This is a genomic window from Butyrivibrio sp. AE3004 (genome assembly GCF_000703165.1).
Taxonomy (GTDB): Bacteria; Bacillota; Clostridia; order Lachnospirales; family Lachnospiraceae; genus Butyrivibrio.
Window position 1 is genome coordinate 3338727 of record NZ_JNLQ01000002.1, and the last position, 18220, is coordinate 3356946.

The window sequence follows — 18220 nt, forward strand, 5'->3', positions numbered from 1 at the left end:
ATGGAAACTATAAAAACAGATAATAAAAAAATTAATTATTTAATTAAGCAAATTGTAAAAAGCAAAGCATTTTATGTATTTGCAACAGCTGTTCTTCTGAATGTGCTATCGTGGACAATCACGGGATTTTCCGATGTATATACTCGTATGATATTCCCGTTGTGGGTTAATACATATGGGAGATTTACATCGATTTTTCCTTTTTCTGTCGGAGAAATACTTATAATAGCAGGTCTTATATGGCTTATATTGATATTCTTTTCCGGAAAAATCAGGAAATACACACCTATGCTTCTTGCAATTATTTGTCTTATCATGACACTTAACTGCTTTATTAATTATCATTGCACACCGATTTCAGACAGCTTTTATGTAGAAGAACCAGAATCAAAAACAGGCAGGGTGATCAAAAGGGAATTCACTGTAAAGGAACTGTCAGAGCTCAGGGATTATATTGTTACGGAATGTAACAGCCTTGCAGGCAGGGTGAAGAGAGATGAAAAGGGTGAGTTTTCGTATGACGAAAACAAAATGAAGGATCAGGCAAGGATATCGATGGCAAAGCTCGGGGACAGATTCCCGAAACTAAAGGGATATTATGTGAGACCAAAGCAGCTCTTCTTTTCGGGATTTATGAGCCAGCAATATATGCAGGGATATTATTTTCCTTTTTCTATGGAAGCTAATTACAACGATATTATGTATGTCACTAATAAGCCTTTTACAATGTGCCATGAGCTTGCCCATACAAAGAGCTACATTTTTGAGGATGAAGCTAATTTTTTAGCATATCTTGCATGCATGGAATCGGATGATGTGTTCTTTAGGTACAGTGGTTATCTGGGAGTACTGAATTATGTTAACAATGCATTTTACCAAAATGTATCGAAAGATGAATATATGGCTCATGTAGCCATTTCAGATCAGGTAAAGGCTGATGATATTTTTCTGACAAAGGAGAGTTGGAAAAAGGTTGAAGATACAGCGGTTATTGATACCGAAACTGTTAAAAAGGCAGCGGATACTTTTGTTGATACAACTCTTAAAGTAAATGGAGTAGGTGACGGAAAAGCCAGTTATGACAGAGTGGTTGAACTGCTGCTTCTTGAGTACTACTCAAAATAGCGGAATTTATAATAACTTTACAATAAAAGCCTACGCTATCTGCTATCATAACAATATAAGGAATAATGGGAGAACAATTTAGATGAAACTACTTCTTGCTGAAGATGAAAAGGAACTTTCAAACGCACTTGTTGCTATCTTAAAGCATTCAAGTTATACGGTTGACGCTGTTTACGACGGACAGGATGCGCTTGATTATATTTTGACCAGTGATTATGACGGAATAATAATGGATATAATGATGCCTCATCTTGAGGGTACAGAGGTCTTGAAAATAATAAGAGAAAAGGGTATCAGTACACCGGTATTGTTGCTTACCGCAAAATCAGAGACAGAGGAAAAAATTAAGGGACTTGATCTTGGCGCGGATGATTATCTTACAAAGCCTTTTGAAATGGGAGAGCTACTTGCAAGAATACGTGCAATGACAAGGCGTAAAGCAGATTTTGCGCCGAATAACCTGTCGTGTGGAAACCTGGAACTGGACAGGGCATCCTATGAACTAAAGACACCCGGACATGAGCCTGTAAGAATTGTGGGAAGAGAGTTTCAGATGCTTGAGATGCTTATGGAGACTCCGGGAAGAGTTGTATCTGTTGATTCCTTCATGGACAGAATATGGGCCGACGGAGAGGCTGATGTGAATGTTGTCTGGGTATATATTTCAAATCTCAGAAAAAAACTCTCAGCACTTGAAGCAACCTGTGAGATAAAAGCATCCAGGGGAGTAGGTTATTCCATGCATGAAAAAGTATAACAGACGTGTTTGCTTGGAGGAATCTGATGGTTAAAAAACTTAGGCGGAAATTTGTGCTTACAGCAATGCTATCCCTGCTGCTTATACTGATTGGTATAATTGGAGTCATTAATGTGGTCAATTTTATACAGGTGCAGGCAGGGGCTGATGATACACTTAATATACTTGCGGATAACGACGGAATGTTTCCGGATATGGGAGACTTTCTGAAAAAAAATGGTGAAATGAAAGAACCTGAAGAAGGTAATCCTTTGAATACCGATGTGGGACCGGAGGAATTCAAAGATCCTTTTTTTAATAACAGAATGCTTTATAACAGGTCGATTGAATTGCCTTTTCAATCAAGATACTTTTGGGTAAAGCTTACAGAGACCGGCAAAGTTACGGAAATTAATACAGGACATATTGCAGCCGTCTCATCTTCTGATGCTGCGGATTTTGCAAAGCATTTATTTTTCAATAATATGGATAACCATCGAGGTTATATAGATAATCAGTACAGGTACCTTGTTAAGAAAAACGAGGATGGTTCTTATCTGATGATTTTTATGGATTGCAGTGCAGGTTTTTATAATGCAAGCAGACTTTTTATAATGACACTTATAATAGGCTTTATCGCACTGGCAGCAATGTTTATACTGGTGTATCTCTTTTCGGGAAAGGCAGTTGAGCCTGTGGTTGAATCTCTTGAAAAACAGAAAAGATTTATAACGGATGCGGGACATGAGCTTAAAACTCCTCTGGCTGTGATATCAGCAAATATGGATGTGATAGAACTTGAGGCAGGCTCAAGCGAATGGACTAAGAGTACAAAGAATCAGATTAAAAGAATGGATGGTCTGGTAAAAAATCTCCTGGCATTATCAAGGATGGAAGAGGAGAATATTCATCTCGCCTTTTCAGACATAAATATCAGTAAAATTGCAGATGAGAGCACAGTTTATTTCAGAGCGGTTTCTGATTTTAAAAAAATCGAATACACCTGTGATATAGAAGAGAATATACACATAAACGGAGATAAAAATTCATTTGGACAGTTGTTCACTCTTCTTATAGATAACGCGATGAAATATACGGAAAATGGCGGAAAAGTTCATGTAAAGCTTTCAAGTGATGAAGCATTAAGAACAGCTGTATTTGAGGTAACAAATACCTGTGAAAAGGTACCTGAAGGTAATCTTGACAGATTGTTTGACCGTTTTTATCGTGGTGATACGTCAAGAAGCCGCGAAACCGGAGGATACGGAATAGGTCTTTCCGTAGCAAGGGCAATCGCGACTTCCCATGGAGGAACCATAGAAGCAGAAACTGAAAATGACAAGACAATCAGATTTAAGGTAAAGGTTCCAATGATTAAAATGCAATAATAATCAGACGATTATTCCAAGTAAATCCAGAATAAAACCTGTAAAAGTACCGATGATATAGAGAATCACTGTTATCTGGACATTTCTGAGCGTTCCTTCATTTACTCTGTAAAGTATTAAAAGTCCGACTCCTGCACCTACAAGGAGCCCGGACATCATAGCACCAAAGGTAATTATTCCATTAAGGTAAAGCTCGGTTATTACTATAGAGGCGGCACAGTTTGGTATAAGACCTACGAGCCCTGCCAATCCGTGACTTAAAATAGTGTTACCCTGCAGAAAACCTGCAAGAGCATCCTCACCGATAAACTCTATAAGTGCATTGAGTACAAGCGTAAAGAGCAAGATATAAATAAATATGTGAGCTGTATGTATGAGGGCTGAACGGAGAATATTTCCGTGGCCCTCTTCGTGTTTATGCTCATGATGGGTGCTTGCTTCTTTTGCTATTGCAGCTTTGCTTATGCTTTTATTAAGGGCTTTTTCACCGGTTGAATTGGAACTGCCTACAGCCTCTCTTTCGGTTCTTCCTCTGTGAGCAGATATTTTAGGTGTATCATCTTCACAATGACAATGTTCTCTCTTGCAGAGCTCATCTATTCTGACTTTGTCTCTTTCTGCTCTTTTTTTCCATCTCCTGTAATGAACAATAAGAAAGTCAATCAGAAATCCATAGATAATGCCAAGCGCCGCTTTCATCGCGATAATTGCAGCCATCTCAGATATGGGAGCCTTTGAGGAAATGAAAAGCGGAAGCATTTCATCAGAGGTGGAAAGATATATCGCTATAAGTGTTCCTAGTGTAATTACTCGTCCGGCATACAGATTTGTTGCGGCTGCAGAAAAACCGCATTGGGGAAATGCTCCGAAAATCCCACCTATCAGGGGGCCGAATTTACCTGCTTTTTGCACCATGGCTTCAGTCTTGTCACCGGTACGGTGTTCAAGATATTCCATTATAAGATAAGTAATAAACAGAAACGGAAGTATTTTTAAACCATCTTCAATGGTGTCTTTTAGCACAGGAATCCAAAAACTCATTGTTTTCTCCTTTTTTATATAATAAATTCATTTAAACATAATTACATGACAATTTGCAAATTGACTTAGAATGAATCTTTATATTTGAAATATAGTATTGGAAATACAGTAAATAACTGAAATAAATTATCTTGTAAATGCAGGTTATATACTGATAGAATGTAAATTCGGTAATCAGCTGAGGGGATGTTACCATAACAGTTTAATATTTTCAAATGGAGGAATTGGGGAATGAAAGAAAAGATTTCCAAATTGTCGTGAGTATTTCTTGCGATAGGCGCAATGTTTATTGCAATCAGCTTTAATGCTGCAACTGCTAAGGCAGCATCACTTATTCAGACTGCTCAGACAGAGACCACAATTGATATATCATGGTCACAGGAGAGAAGCAGTGTTTATGAGGTTTTAAACTACAGCATTGGATGGGGTGAAGACATGTCATCCGCAAAAGCAATGGCTGAGGCCGGTCAGGTAGTTGTACCTAATACTGCATCAACATATCAGATGACAGGATTAAAGCCCGGAACAAAGTATTACACATATGTTGTAGCAAACTGTAACTACAAAAAAACTGAATCTAAAAAGGTTAACGGCAAATGGCAGACAATAACAACAAAAGAGCCAAGAAAGGATGTCCGTGAACTTGGCGGAAAAATAATAGGAAGTACTTTAAATGTTAACTGGGAGAAAATTAAGGGCATCAACAAGTTCAATGTATATGTTGCAACTTCAAAGGGTGGATCCTTTAAAAAGGTTAAGACAGTAAACGGAAAGAAAACCAGTGCTAATATAAAGAAAATCGGAAAACAGAAGGTTAAGGGCAATAAGACATATTATGTTTATGTAGAGGGCGTTAAGAAGGTTAACGGAGCAACCTATACAACAGGTCTTTTATACATCACTCCTATAAGTAAGAGCGGTGCAAGCAGCCCTATTTATTACAATACATCAGAGTGGAATCACTAAAAAACAGCTGCCTTGGCAATTTGCTAAGGCAGCTGTTTTTATAGAAATAAATTACTTGATGCTGAAATTAAATGTAACGTATTTTGAAAGAATTCCTGATGCGTTGAAGTGAACATAAATTGTTTCACCCTGTGTGAGAGGAACAGAAGCGGTTCTCTTGGTAATGAACTGTTTATCCTTTGTCTTCTTACTTGCAAAGAACAGATCATGTCTGTTACCGCCTTTAGTCTGTACATCAGTCTGAGAGCAAATCTCGGGATGATTGGGATCTGTTTTCATAATATAATAAAAGCCGCATGCATATTTGCCATTATTGGAACGCAGATTGTTTAAAGTGAATTTATATGTTTTTGTTGCAGGTGCTGTAAACTTAATATAAGCTCTTCCGTCATAGCCGATTTTCTTAAGTTTAAATTTGTAGTTACCCTTTGATACGGGAGTTGCGTTTGCGTCAATAATACTTGTCGTAGTTTCAAAGGATTTTACAGATTTAAGAGTCTTTGATTTTGTCTTAGCTTCTACACTTATAGGATTTGAAAATGCTATAGCAGCAACAAGAGCAACTGCTAAAAATCTTTTTACGATTGAAGAAATTTTTTTATTCATTAGTTTTGTCCCCCAAAATTATTTTTTCTTATTTTTGATGATGCTTACTGAACGATAATCTCCGGACTGTTTATCCTTTAAAAGGACTATGAGATGTGCACATTTCTTTAAGTTTACTGTGTCACCATTCTCATACATAGCAAGTTTGGAATTTTTCTTACCGTCTGAAACAGAAATGGATTCAACAGTATATCTGTCTGTGGTCTGAACATCGATTTTCTGAGTACCCTTAAGTTTTGTACCATAGAGGTAAGGTGATTTCTTAAGAGCCTTGGCATAATCCTTTTTGCCGATCTTGATTGATGAGATAGGCTTGTCATATTTTACACCTGTGAAAGTATATTTTGTGGTGTATACCTGAGCCCCTCTTGTTACTGTGCAGGTAATATCTGTTGTGCCTGCTTTCTTGGGTGTGATGTAGCAGCTGTAATAGATTTTGCCTTTGTTCTTGGTTTTGATAAGCTTTGCGGAACAGATAGACTTATCAGCTACATTAAATGAGATTTTGTCACCTTTTTCAATGTCGAAAAGAGAAGCGATATCAAGACTGCCTTTTGAAGTCCATTCTGAACCGCTGCTCAAATACTGACTGAAACCGGGTGTTGCGTCATATGCTTTTGATTTTACTGTGTTGAAACTAAATGCAAGCATAAACGCTGCAACAGCGAGAAGAGTTCTCGCGAAGACTGATTTGGTTTGTACTTTTTTCATACTTATTAACCGTCTTTCTGTGAAAGACACCAACGGGGTTATGAAACCCTGCGTCTTTCACCATCTTCTATTTTAAAGTTTCCTGTTTTATTCTTTGTTTGTAAGGCTGACACACTACAGAACACGTGGAGGTGAGTGGCGGGGCGGTATAGCGGCTACCTCGCATACTTATATGTTGTCGGTCATCTGTAAAGGCATCAACGAATGGCGCATAACGTAGCCCGTAAACTTATCTCTTCCGAAGTTGTCTCGATTTCGCCGGATGACCAGTCACTGTCAGCATTACAACGATAAAATTTGACAGGAGGTTATCTATTGGCATTTAAAATCTTTCGAAAGAACTGCTGTGGACTTGATGTCCACAAAACCTGGATCTTTGCATGCATTGGCATTACCGATGCAAATGGCCGCACTGAGTATTTTGAGAAAAGGTTCTCATCCTTCTCAAGAGGATTGCGTGAACTTGCTGAGTGGCTTACCAAGCATCATTGCATTGATGTCTGCATGGAATCTACCGGCAAGTACTGGATACCTGTTTTTAATATCCTTGAAAAGACTTGCAATGTCGTACTTGCTCATCCCAAATATACAAAACCACAAAAAGGTAATAAGACCGACCGTAAGGACGCAAAATGGATATGTGACTTATTCATGTGCGACATGATCAAGCCTTCCTTCATTCCACCAGCTGACATCCGTCATCTTAGAGATCTGGTGAGATACCGATTCAAGATTTCCTGTATGATCACAGGTGAGAAGAATCGCGCTCTTAATTGTCTCACAGTATCAAATCTTAAACTTGATGAAGTGTTCACTGATGTATTTGGAAAATCTTCCAGATCCATAACTGAATATATTCTTAAGCATCCCGGAGAATGTTTCGATGTTTCTCCATTTGTTGACAGACGATGTAAGCATCCAATTGAAGAAATCCAGGCTGCCGTTGATGGTGCAATCTGTGAAGAACAAGCAATCAAGCTTCGCCAATGTCTGGATCACATAGATGAGTTAGAGAAACACAAGAATGAAATAGAGCGGGAAATCTTTCGTGTTTCTGATCCATACAACGATGCTCTTGCCCTGATTCGTACAGTTCCGGGTTTGGATAAAAATCCATTCACGGCAATACAGATACTTTCAGAAATAGGTGGCGATATGTCCGTCTTCCCCACAGACAAGCACCTTGTTTCCTGGGCTGGCTGCTGTCCACGCAATGACCAAAGCAATTTCAAAATCAAATCCACTAGGATTTCCCGTGCTGGTAGTTATCTTAAACCAGTATTGGTGCAAGTTGCAAATGCTTTGATCAAATCCAAGAAGCATCCTGAAATCACAGAACGTTATCGCCGTATTAAATCACATCGTGGTCACAAGAAAGCCATCATTGCCATCTGCCGTATGCTCCTGACCGCTATCTGGCACATACTCACAGATCTTAAGTCCTATACCCATGATGGTTATCTTATTCAGAAGCCTGCTGAAGAGAAGAAAACTCTTACAACAACTCAGGCTCTCAATCTATTGAAGTCCAGAGGTTTTATCATCAAAGATGATCTTGCAGAAGTGACATCGTAGATCTTTAGCCTAAATATTTAATTTTTCGACCACCTCCAGGTGGTTTATTTGTCATGCCCTAAACTTTATTCCTATCCGCTACCTCTCTGTTTCAAACTTATAGCTCCCTTCATATATTCTTGTCTCCGAATTTGTATTATATATTCAAGTTGTACCATTGTCGACCTGTATTTTTTCGATTTACAGCATGGGATGTCGCAAAAAATGTGAACTTTGCATTGTTTATTTAAGCGGCTATTGCCATTGTAAGATTCATTTGCTAATATAATTCCTAGTAATTTAGTAGGAAAAGAGAAAATATCGGATTTTTCCCTTAGATTCAATATTTTATGCTATAATCGGTAAGATTATGCGTAAAATGAACATACAGTCAGACAATTAAAGGAGTAATAATATGTCAGAACAGTCTTTATTGCAGGTCAGAGACCTTTCCGCATCAGTTGAGGATCTTCCAATTCTGCACGACATAAATTTGGAGATTAAAGCAGGTGAGACCCATGTTCTTATGGGACCCAACGGTGCAGGTAAATCCACTCTCGGATATACATTAATGGGTAATCCTCACTATAACGTTACAAAGGGATCAATTTTATTTGATGGTCAGGATTTAACAAAAGAGCCTGCAGATAAGAGAGCTAAGGCAGGAATGTTTTTATCATTCCAGAATCCGCTTGAGGTTCCCGGAATATCCCTCGGAAGCTTTATCAGAAATGCTTATCACGAGCAGACCGGAAAGCCGGTTAAGCTTCTTCAGTATAAAAAGCAGCTTGGCGAAGCAATGGAGCTTCTCACAATGGATGGAGAGTATGCAGACCGTGATCTTAATGTTGGATTTTCCGGCGGTGAGAAGAAGAAGGCTGAAATTCTTCAGATGCTTATGCTTAATCCAAAGCTTGCTATTCTTGATGAGACAGATTCAGGTCTTGACGTTGATGCCGTAAGAACTGTTTCAAAGGGTATTCAGGAGTATCAGAAAAAGAAGGACGGAGCACTTCTTATTATTACTCACAGTACCAAGATTTTAGAGTCTCTTCACGTTGATTATACACATGTACTTGTAAAAGGACATATTGTGACAACAGGCGACGGAAGTCTTGTTGAAGAGATCAATGAGCATGGATTTGAGAAATATATAAGATGTGAAGGCTGCGACGGATGCAATCCCCAAAAATAATGAAGGGTACCGTTTATAAACAAAAAAATAAAACTTCAACTTTTAATATAAGATGTCAGTAAAGCTGACGGATGAGGTTAATTAATGAGTGAAAACAATAAATCGGTTGTAGACATTGACCGTAGTGTCTATGACATAAAAGATGTGGAGAATGAGCAGGACTTCTACCGCATGGAGGATGGCTTTACCGAGGATATTGTAAAAAAGATATCTGAGGAAAAGCATGATCCCGAATGGATGAGAGAGTTCAGACTAAAGTCTCTGGAAATATATAATAAGCTTGAGATGCCCGACTGGGGTCCCGATACGGATGAACTGGATATGAATCTCATATCATCATATGTCAGATCAAAAACTGATATGAAGGGTAAATGGGAAGAGGTTCCGGAGGATATAAAGAATACATTTGAGAGACTCGGGATTCCGGAAGCAGAACGTGAGTCACTGGCAGGCGTTGGAGCACAGTATGACTCAGAGCTTGTTTATCATAATGTAAAGGATGAAGTTGCAGAGCAGGGCGTTATCTACACGGACATGGAGAGTGCCCTTACAGGTGATTATGCAGAGATGGTTCATGAGTATTTCATGAAGCTTGTTCCACCCACAGATCACAAATATGCAGCGCTTCATGGAGCGGTATGGTCAGGTGGTTCATTTGTATATGTTCCCAAGGGAGTAAAGGTAGATATTCCCCTTCAGTCATATTTCAGACTTAACGCTGCGGGTGCAGGACAGTTTGAGCATACTCTGATAATTGTTGATGAGGGTGCTGATCTTCATTTTATTGAAGGATGCTCAGCGCCAAAATACAATGTAGCTAACCTTCATGCAGGATGTGTTGAGCTTTTTGTAAAGAAGAATGCCAGACTCCGTTATTCAACTATAGAGAACTGGTCAAAGAATATGTATAACCTTAACACGAAGCGTGCGCTGGTTGAAGAAGGCGCCAGAATGGAGTGGGTATCGGGATCGTTTGGATCACATACATCATATCTGTATCCCATGACCATTCTTAAGGGTGATCATTCCACAATGGAATATACAGGTATCACTTTTGCCGGTAAAGGACAGAATCTTGATACCGGAGCAAAGGTTGTTCACCAGGGTAAGTATACATCCTCTCTGATCTCCACCAAATCAATTTCGAAGTCAGGAGGAATAGGAACCTACAGAAGCTCTGTTATTATCAACAAAGAGGCTAAGCATGCAAAAACTTCGGTTTCATGCGACTCACTTATGCTTGACTCCATTTCAAGAGCTGATACAATTCCCGGAATGGATATCAGAACCAATGATGCGGATGTGGGACACGAAGCCAAGATAGGAAGGATCAGTGATGAGGCAGTATTCTATCTGATGTCGAGAGGCTTATCGGAGGAAGATGCCAGAGCTATGATAGTTAGCGGCTTTGCTAATCCTGTTTCTAAGGAACTTCCTCTGGAATATGCAGTAGAAATGAACAATCTTATCAAGCTTGAGATGTCAGGAGGCTGAGAAATTGAATAGCACATTAAAGGTAAATTATCTCCCTGCCCTGACTTATCGATTTTTAAAGTCAAATAACAGTGAGATAGAAATTAAGGATATAAAGATTCAGGATGTGGCTACACCTGATGCTGAGAATGTTCCTACATCGGTTACTGTAACAAAGAATGTAACCGAAGCGGATATACAAAAGCTTTTTAGCGGTATTAATGAAAAGATAGCCTCCCGTAAGACAACTCTTCCGGGACCAAACGGTGATACATCACCTCTTAATGATACTCAGACTGTAAAAACAGGAATGGGTGCAGAAATAGATGAGCTGATGAAGGAAATGAATGTACCTGTTACGCTTATCACTGCAGAAGAGGGATATGAAATTAAAGAACCTGTTACAATCAAATATTCACTTAAGGATGGCGATTGTGCTCTGGGGAGCCAGGTGATTTATGCTAAAAAGGGTTCAGAGCTGACGGTTATTATGGAATATGATTCAGAACCTGAAGCAAATGGATTTTTGGGAATTCAGACCAGACTTCTTGCTGAAGAGGGAGCAAAAATCAACCTTATTAAGGTTCAGATGCTCGGTGAGAAGATAACCCATTTTGAGGATATTGGCGGAGTATGTGATGACAAGGCAGATATCGAGACTATAAATATGCAGCTTGGAGCAGGAAAAACCTGGGGAGGCTGCAGGATAACACTTGTCGGAGATAAGAGTGTATTTAACAATCACACAGGATATCTTTGTCGTCATAAGCAGTCGTATGACATGAACTATGTTGCTGATCAAATGGGTAAGAAAACTTTGTCCAACATGGTATTCAGGGGTGTACTCCTTGACGAAGCTGAAAAGACCTTCCGCGGAACACTTGATTTTAAATCAGGAAGTGCCGGATCTGTAGGCGATGAGCAGGAGGATACTTTGCTACTTAGCCCTGATGTAATTAATAGGACAATACCTGTAATCCTTTGTGAGGAAGAGGATGTGGACGGACGTCATGGTGCGTCTATCGGACAGCTTGGAGATGATACTATCTTTTATATGGAGAGCCGGGGAATAGATGAGGAATCAGCTAAAAAGCTGATGATTCGTGCTCGTATGGAAAGTATTGCCCGAATGATACCGGATGAGGCAATGATAATACGTATTCAGCAATTTATTAGAACTATTTTGTAAGGAGAAGCAAATGGCCAGACCTGAAGACTACCGCAAAGACTTCCCTATACTAAGCAAAGGGGATTACATATATTTTGACAACGCAGCAACCTCGCAGAGGCCTGATTGTGTAGTCGATGCAATAAAGGATTTTTACGAGAACTCCAATGCAAATCCATTAAGAGGGCTTTATGATTGGAGTGTAGAGGCTACGGAAAGATATGAAAACGCCAGAAAAACAGTGGCGGATTTTATCGGAGCATCATCTACGGAAGAAATTATTTTTACCAGAAATACTACAGAATCCATGAACCTTGTTGCATATAGCTATGGGCTAGAAAATGTAAATGAAGGCGATGAAGTAGTTATCAGTGTCATGGAGCATCACAGCAATATTCTTCCATGGCAGATGGTCACAAAACAGAAGAAAGCCAGGCTTGTTTACTTAGAACCTGATGAAGAAGGTGTAATAACACCCGAGGAATATAAGAGCAAGATTACTGACAGAACAAAGATTGTTTCAATCGGTCATGTATCAAATGTTTTTGGGATAACTAATCCTGTCAGGGAAATAGCAGCATATGCACACGAAAAGGGTGCTACTGTTATCATGGACGGAGCACAGGCAGCACCGCATATTCCTGTTAATGTCAGAGAGCTTGGTGCGGATTTTTATGCATTTTCAGGACATAAGCTTATGGCACCCATGGGCATAGGTGTTTTATATGGAAGAAAGGATCTTCTTGAAAACATGAAGCCGTTTCTTACAGGCGGTGAGATGATAGAATATGTTACAAGAGAAGATGCCACATATGCAGAGCTACCGCATAAATTTGAAGCGGGAACTGTTAATGCAGCAGGTGCGGTAGGCCTTGAGGCTGCAATAAAATATCTACAAAATGTTGGCTTTGATTTTATTGAGGAACAGGAAAAGAAGCTTACAAAGCGCATGATGGAGGGCATGAAAAAACTTCCATATATCAAGATATACGGTTCTTCAGACCCTGATAAGCATAGTGGAATAGTCACCTTTACAATGGATGGAGTTCATCCGCATGATATTTCATCTGTTTTAAACGATGATCATGTATGTGTAAGAGCCGGTCATCACTGTGCTCAGCCACTTATGCAGTTTATCGGAGCCGGATCAACTGCGAGAGCAAGCGTTTACTTCTATAATACCGAGGAGGAAGTGGACAGATTTCTTGAGCATCTTGCGGGTGTGAGAAGCGTTATGGGCTATTAATATTGCAATAAATGAGGTTGTTATGGATTTAAAAGGTTTATACAGAGAAATAGTAAATGAGCATAATCTCCGCCCTTCACATAAGGGGAATATGGAGAAGCCTGATCTGATTCTCAGAGGAGTAAATCCAAGCTGTGGAGATGATATTACCCTTCAGCTTAAGGTTGTGGATGGTGTTATAGAGGATGCTATGTTTTCAGGATCCGGTTGCGCCATTTCACAGGCATCTGTTGATATGATGGCAGATCAGGTTATAGGCAGATCAAAGGAAGATGCGATCAAGCTTGCAGGAACATTTATGGGAATGATAAAGGGTGAAATAAAGGATGAAGAAGAGCTGGAAGAACTTGATGAGGCAGCAGCACTCCAGGATATTTCACATATGCCTGCAAGAGTTAAATGTGCGGTTCTTGGATGGAAGACAATGCAGAAAATGCTTGAGCACCCTGAAGAAGCAGGGAATGTATCTACAGAGAATCAGTAATTTGGTATTTACAGAATTTTTAACATAATTCTGAAATATATATCGAGGGGGAAATTATAAAAAGGGAGAGTTTGGGGAAATGAAAAAAGTTTTAGGTTTTGTTATGGCGCTTGCGCTTTCAGTGTCGGGGGTAACGGCATTTGGCGGAGGCGTTGAGGTTAAAGCAGAAGAGACTAATGTTTCAAGAGAAACAGCGCTTGAAATTGAGGACAATGGCTTTAAGACAGGTTCTTTTACAAAGGATGAATCTGAAGTAGGCAGATGGTACAAGTTTACCAATAATTCTAATGATTGTGCTATGGCAGAAGTAACAATGACTCATACAGACGGAAGCACCTGGCCAAATTACAATTTCTTTTACACTAATGGAAAGAGCACAGGTAATTCAAGTTACTTTACGGGTAACGGAAAAACAGAATTTATCGGGGTGGAAGCACATGAGACGGTTTACCTTCACATAAACAATAAGGGATGGAGAAGCGGTTTCACAGTAGCTGTTAAAATGAATCCTGATGACGCAAACAGCCTTCAGACTGCGAAAAAGACATATAAATCCGGAAAGAATATTTATGGAGAGATCCAGAATGTAAAAGACGTTGATGTATTCAAGATAAAGGCTAAGAAAACAGGCACAATGACAATCAAGATTACAAATAATGATCTTGGAAATGACCTGTCACATCTTAACTATACAGTATATAACAAATCAAGAAGAGCTAAGGCTCAGGGCAGAATTGATCTTGCAAAGACAGGTAAGGTGAAGATCAAGGTTAAGAAGAATCAGGTTATTTACTTGAAACTGGACGGATATTTCTTTGCAGCAAGAAAAGAATCAGGTAGTTACGTAATAGGAACAAAGATTAAATAATTTGTCAAAATAAAAGGCAGGGATGAAATGAACATCTCTGCCTTTTTTACTGGCTATTTAAAATAAATTGCTCCTATATATAATAGCTTTCCTGAAATATAATTTAAATGTTTCAGGGCACAAAAAAAGTACCGCCCCATGGGATATACCCACAAAACAGTACTCGGCGTGCGCCTCCAGGGGCTCGAACCCTGGACACCCTGATTAAGAGTCAGGTGCTCTACCAACTGAGCTAGAAGCGCTTATTCATTGGTGTTCGTCGAAGTGGTTATCTCGGCGACAAGTGATATATTACTACTGTTTGTTTTATAATGCAAGCACTTTTTTAAAATTTTTTTCAAATTTAAATTATTTTTATAAATAGTACCGCTCAAATGCTGTTATTAAGCGGTTTTAAAGAAAAAAATAATTAAAAGTTTCTTGTTTTTTTATTGTTTTTTTCAAAAAAAGACTTTAATGTGGTAAAACTATAATGTTGCACAATATTAAAAATTCAGATATATTAACAATATCGAAGACAAAGGCGTCTGCTATAAGATTTAGCAGGCGTTTTTTTTGTCTAAATTTTGTATATGCCTAACGCACCGGATCAAAAAAATAAGTTTAGGAATGCTTTTTATAAACAGGGAGAACAATATGAGACCGGTTATTGGACTTATTCCGCTTTATGATGATAGCAAGGACAGCCTTTGGATGTTGCCCGGATATATGAATGTTATAAAGAACTGTAATGGATTGCCGATTATGCTTCCTCTTACGAAGGATAAAGAAATATTGAGAGAGGCATACGAATTATGCGATGGGATATTGTTTACAGGTGGGCACGACATTTCTCCTGATATTTACGGTGAGGATAAAAAGCCGCTTTGCGGTGATATATGCAGCAAAAGAGACGAAATGGAAGGCTATCTTCTCGAAAGATGTCTTTCTGACGAAAAGCCTCTACTTGGTATTTGCAGGGGAATCCAGTTTATAAACGCATATCTTGGAGGTACTTTATATCAGGACTTAAAATCGGAATACAGTAGTAATGTTGAACATCATATGTCACCACCCTACAACAGAACAGCACATAATGTTGAAGTGCTAAAGGGTACGAAGCTAGGTGAAATAATAGGTGAAGGAATACATGGTGTGAACAGCTATCATCATCAGGCTATTAAAGTCCTTTCGCCGAGAGTAGAGAAAATGGCGGTGTCTGAGGATGGATTAACAGAGGCAATCGCTGTGAGAAATCACAGATTTGCAATAGGGGTGCAGTGGCACCCGGAGTTTTCCTACGAAACAAGTAAGGAAAGTAAAAAAATAGTGCAGGCATTTGTGGATGAATGTCTTAATACAAGGAAGGAGTAATAATATGAAAAAGAAACTGTTGGGAATTGTAATGGCATGTATGATGGTAACTGTTGCAGGATGCGGCAGTGCAGAAAAGGAACCTTCAACTAAGGCTCCGGCAGAGGAAAGCGCAACCGCTGAAGCAGAGACAGCTACAGAAGCTTCAGAAGATACAGCATCGGACAAGGTATGGAAAATTGCGACTGATACAGCATTTAAACCCTTTGAATATACAGATGATAACGGGGACTTTGTCGGTATAGACATGGATATACTTGCTGCTGTTGCTGAGAATCAGGGCTTTAAATATGAAGTACAGGTTCTCGGGTGGGATGCATCAATAGCCGCATGTCAGGCAGGACAGGCAGATGCTCTTATTGCAGGTGCATCCATTACAGATGAGAGAAAGGAATCAGGATGGATTTTCTCAGACGGATACTATGATGCAAATCAGAGTATGGCTGTTGAAGCATCTTCGGATATTACAGGCTTTGACGGAATGAGCGGTAAATCAGCAGCAGTTAAGACCGGAACCATGAGTGCAGCATATGCAGAGAGTATTGCCGATGAATATGGATTTACTATTACATATTTCGAGGATTCACCAACAATGTATCAGGCGGTAGTAGGCGGACAGGTTGCCGCAGCATTCGATGATACTCCGATAATGGCTGCAAATATAAAGGATACCGGAATTTCAATGAAGATTCTCGAGGGAACGGGAAATGATCCCGCTCAGTATGGTCTGGCTATTTTTAATGCAGATAATCAGGTGCTTGTGGATGCGTTTAACAAGGGGCTTGCAAATATTAAAGCAAATGGTAAATACGACGAGATCATTGCAAAGTATCTTGGTGAATAAAAACAACTGGGCAGGCATAAGACCTGCCCTTACTATTATGAGGACTATTTAAATGATAAAAATTATTACAGTATACGGCGGAATGCTTCTGACAGCTCTTGGCAGAACTATTATTTTGACTTTGCTGGGACTGTTTTTTGCGTGCATTATAGGCATGATATTTGGAATAATGGGTGTTTTAAAGAACAGAGTCTGTAATGTCATAGCACAGATTTTTGTTGATATTATCCGTGGCGTTCCGATGATTGTATTGGCATTTTTTATATATTTTGGAGTTCCCTACTTTTTTAACACGATCATAGGAGGCTTTTCCGTAAATTTAACCGCACTGCAGGCAGGAACTATCTGCCTTGCACTTAACTGCGGAGCATATATGGCGGAAATAGTTCGCGCGGGTATACAATCTGTTGATGTCGGTCAGATGGAGGCTGCACGTTCACTTGGGTTAACCTATGGTATGTCAATGAGAAAGGTAGTGCTTCCACAGGCTATAAAAACAATGATACCTACTTTTATAAACCAGTTCATTATAACTTTAAAGGACACGTCAATATTATCCGTAATAGGATTTCCGGAGCTTGTTAATACAGCTAAAAATGTTCAGGCTAATACTTTCATGTCCTTCCAGACATGGGCCATTGTCGGAATAATGTATCTGATAGTAATAACTATCCTTTCAAGAAGTGCAAAGGTGGTTGAAAGGAGGCTCAGCATTGGCAGATAAAAATGAAATTAAAATCAAGGTTGAAAATCTGAGAAAAAGATACGATAAGCTTGAAGTATTAAAAGATATTTCGACGAAGATACATAAAGGAGAGGTTGTTTGTGTAATAGGACCGTCCGGATCGGGAAAATCGACCTTCTTAAGATGTCTTAATAAGCTTGAAAATGTGACTTCGGGAACAGTAATAATTGACGGAGTGGATATAACCCAGAAAAAGATAAATATAAATCATGTTCGTGAAAATATCGGAATGGTTTTCCAGCACTTTAATCTTTTTAATAATCTGAATATCCTGGACAATCTTACTCTTGCACCTATTCAGCTAAAAAAGTGCTCTAAGAATGAAGCAATAGAAAGAGCAAAGAAGATGCTTGATAAGGTTGGCCTTGCGGATAAGGCAGGCAGATATCCAAGCCAGCTTTCAGGTGGACAAAAGCAGAGGGTTGCCATAGCCAGAGCTCTTTGTATGGAGCCGGATATTATGCTTTTTGATGAGCCCACATCCGCACTGGATCCTGAGATGGTCGGAGAAGTCTTGCAGGTTATGAAAGACCTTGCCGCAGATGGGATGACCATGGTTATTGTAACTCACGAAATGGGATTTGCCAGAGAGGTCGCAGACAGAGTGATCTTTATGGACGGAGGCTATATTATTGAAGAAGGTACACCTTCCGAGGTTTTACTTAATCCCAAAGAAGCGAGAACAATTGATTTCCTGAATAAAGTTTTGTGATGGTG

18 protein-coding genes and 1 tRNA gene are annotated in these 18220 nt (G+C 39.3%); 15 read left to right on the forward strand and 4 right to left on the reverse strand.

Annotation, left to right across the window (positions count from 1 at the left end; translation table 11 throughout):
* From BV60_RS0117335 to BV60_RS0117345, 3 genes are all read left to right on the forward strand, one after another.
* A complete protein-coding gene (locus tag BV60_RS0117335; protein ID WP_081846802.1) occupies positions 1-1125 on the forward strand; it encodes a DUF3810 domain-containing protein in 1125 nt (374 codons plus the stop codon).
* Between the two features lie 82 nt (positions 1126-1207).
* Positions 1208-1882 carry a response regulator transcription factor gene (locus BV60_RS0117340; RefSeq protein WP_029323764.1) on the forward strand — a complete coding sequence of 225 codons (675 nt, stop codon included), beginning with the start codon at positions 1208-1210 and terminating at the stop codon, positions 1880-1882.
* 26 nt (positions 1883-1908) lie between these two features.
* A complete protein-coding gene (locus BV60_RS0117345; RefSeq protein ID WP_029323766.1) occupies positions 1909-3249 on the forward strand; it encodes a sensor histidine kinase in 1341 nt (446 codons plus the stop codon).
* 3 nt (positions 3250-3252) lie between these two features.
* Here the strand turns inward: BV60_RS0117345 and BV60_RS0117350 are convergent, their stop codons facing one another.
* The gene (locus BV60_RS0117350) at positions 3253-4290 is read right to left on the reverse strand and encodes a putative manganese transporter (RefSeq protein WP_029323767.1); all 1038 of its coding nucleotides are present in this window, start codon (positions 4288-4290) and stop codon (positions 3253-3255) included.
* A gap of 282 nt (positions 4291-4572) precedes the next feature.
* On the opposite strand from BV60_RS0117350, the gene BV60_RS0117355 reads away from it, so the two are divergent.
* Positions 4573-5256 (forward strand): fibronectin type III domain-containing protein, encoded by a 684-nt coding sequence (locus BV60_RS0117355; protein ID WP_029323768.1) that lies wholly within the window; start codon positions 4573-4575, stop codon positions 5254-5256.
* Between the two features lie 51 nt (positions 5257-5307).
* Here BV60_RS0117355 and BV60_RS0117360 read toward each other — a convergent pair whose 3' ends face one another.
* Entirely contained in the window at positions 5308-5862 is a 555-nt protein-coding gene (locus tag BV60_RS0117360; RefSeq protein WP_029323769.1) for a hypothetical protein, read from the reverse strand.
* Positions 5863-5880: 18 nt separating this feature from the next.
* Complete coding sequence (locus BV60_RS0117365; protein ID WP_029323770.1) at positions 5881-6573, reverse strand: hypothetical protein; 693 nt, start codon at positions 6571-6573, stop codon at positions 5881-5883.
* A 315-nt stretch (positions 6574-6888) separates the two neighbouring features.
* On the opposite strand from BV60_RS0117365, the gene BV60_RS0117370 reads away from it, so the two are divergent.
* From BV60_RS0117370 to BV60_RS0117400, 7 genes are all read left to right on the forward strand, one after another.
* On the forward strand, positions 6889-8148 hold the full coding sequence (locus BV60_RS0117370) for an IS110 family transposase (protein WP_029319159.1): 1260 nt from the start codon (positions 6889-6891) through the stop codon (positions 8146-8148).
* 394 nt (positions 8149-8542) lie between these two features.
* Positions 8543-9322 (forward strand): Fe-S cluster assembly ATPase SufC, encoded by a 780-nt coding sequence (sufC, locus tag BV60_RS0117375; protein ID WP_029323772.1) that lies wholly within the window; start codon positions 8543-8545, stop codon positions 9320-9322.
* Between the two features lie 84 nt (positions 9323-9406).
* Entirely contained in the window at positions 9407-10816 is a 1410-nt protein-coding gene (sufB, locus tag BV60_RS0117380) for a Fe-S cluster assembly protein SufB (RefSeq protein WP_029323775.1), read from the forward strand.
* 4 nt (positions 10817-10820) lie between these two features.
* Positions 10821-11984, forward strand: a complete 1164-nt coding sequence (locus tag BV60_RS22305; protein ID WP_051656828.1) for a SufB/SufD family protein — start codon at positions 10821-10823, stop codon at positions 11982-11984.
* Between the two features lie 10 nt (positions 11985-11994).
* Positions 11995-13209 (forward strand): aminotransferase class V-fold PLP-dependent enzyme, encoded by a 1215-nt coding sequence (locus BV60_RS0117390; protein WP_029323779.1) that lies wholly within the window; start codon positions 11995-11997, stop codon positions 13207-13209.
* 22 nt (positions 13210-13231) lie between these two features.
* Positions 13232-13693, forward strand: a complete 462-nt coding sequence (gene sufU / locus BV60_RS0117395; RefSeq protein ID WP_029323781.1) for a Fe-S cluster assembly sulfur transfer protein SufU — start codon at positions 13232-13234, stop codon at positions 13691-13693.
* 79 nt (positions 13694-13772) lie between these two features.
* Positions 13773-14561 carry a hypothetical protein gene (locus BV60_RS0117400; protein ID WP_029323783.1) on the forward strand — a complete coding sequence of 263 codons (789 nt, stop codon included), beginning with the start codon at positions 13773-13775 and terminating at the stop codon, positions 14559-14561.
* A 169-nt stretch (positions 14562-14730) separates the two neighbouring features.
* Here BV60_RS0117400 and BV60_RS0117405 read toward each other — a convergent pair.
* Positions 14731-14803, reverse strand: a tRNA-Lys gene (locus tag BV60_RS0117405).
* Between the two features lie 394 nt (positions 14804-15197).
* On the opposite strand from BV60_RS0117405, the gene BV60_RS0117410 reads away from it, so the two are divergent.
* From BV60_RS0117410 to BV60_RS0117425, 4 genes are read left to right on the forward strand one after another with little or no spacing between them, the layout of a single operon-like run.
* Entirely contained in the window at positions 15198-15914 is a 717-nt protein-coding gene (locus tag BV60_RS0117410; protein ID WP_029323785.1) for a gamma-glutamyl-gamma-aminobutyrate hydrolase family protein, read from the forward strand.
* Positions 15915-15918: 4 nt separating this feature from the next.
* Positions 15919-16758, forward strand: coding sequence for a transporter substrate-binding domain-containing protein (locus tag BV60_RS0117415; RefSeq protein ID WP_029323787.1), 840 nt, complete (start codon positions 15919-15921; stop codon positions 16756-16758).
* A 52-nt stretch (positions 16759-16810) separates the two neighbouring features.
* On the forward strand, positions 16811-17482 hold the full coding sequence (locus tag BV60_RS0117420) for an amino acid ABC transporter permease (protein ID WP_029323789.1): 672 nt from the start codon (positions 16811-16813) through the stop codon (positions 17480-17482).
* Positions 17472-18215 (forward strand): amino acid ABC transporter ATP-binding protein, encoded by a 744-nt coding sequence (locus BV60_RS0117425; RefSeq protein WP_029323792.1) that lies wholly within the window; start codon positions 17472-17474, stop codon positions 18213-18215. Before BV60_RS0117420 ends, BV60_RS0117425 begins: the two co-directional genes overlap by 11 nt.
* The last annotated feature ends 5 nt before the right edge of the window (positions 18216-18220 follow it).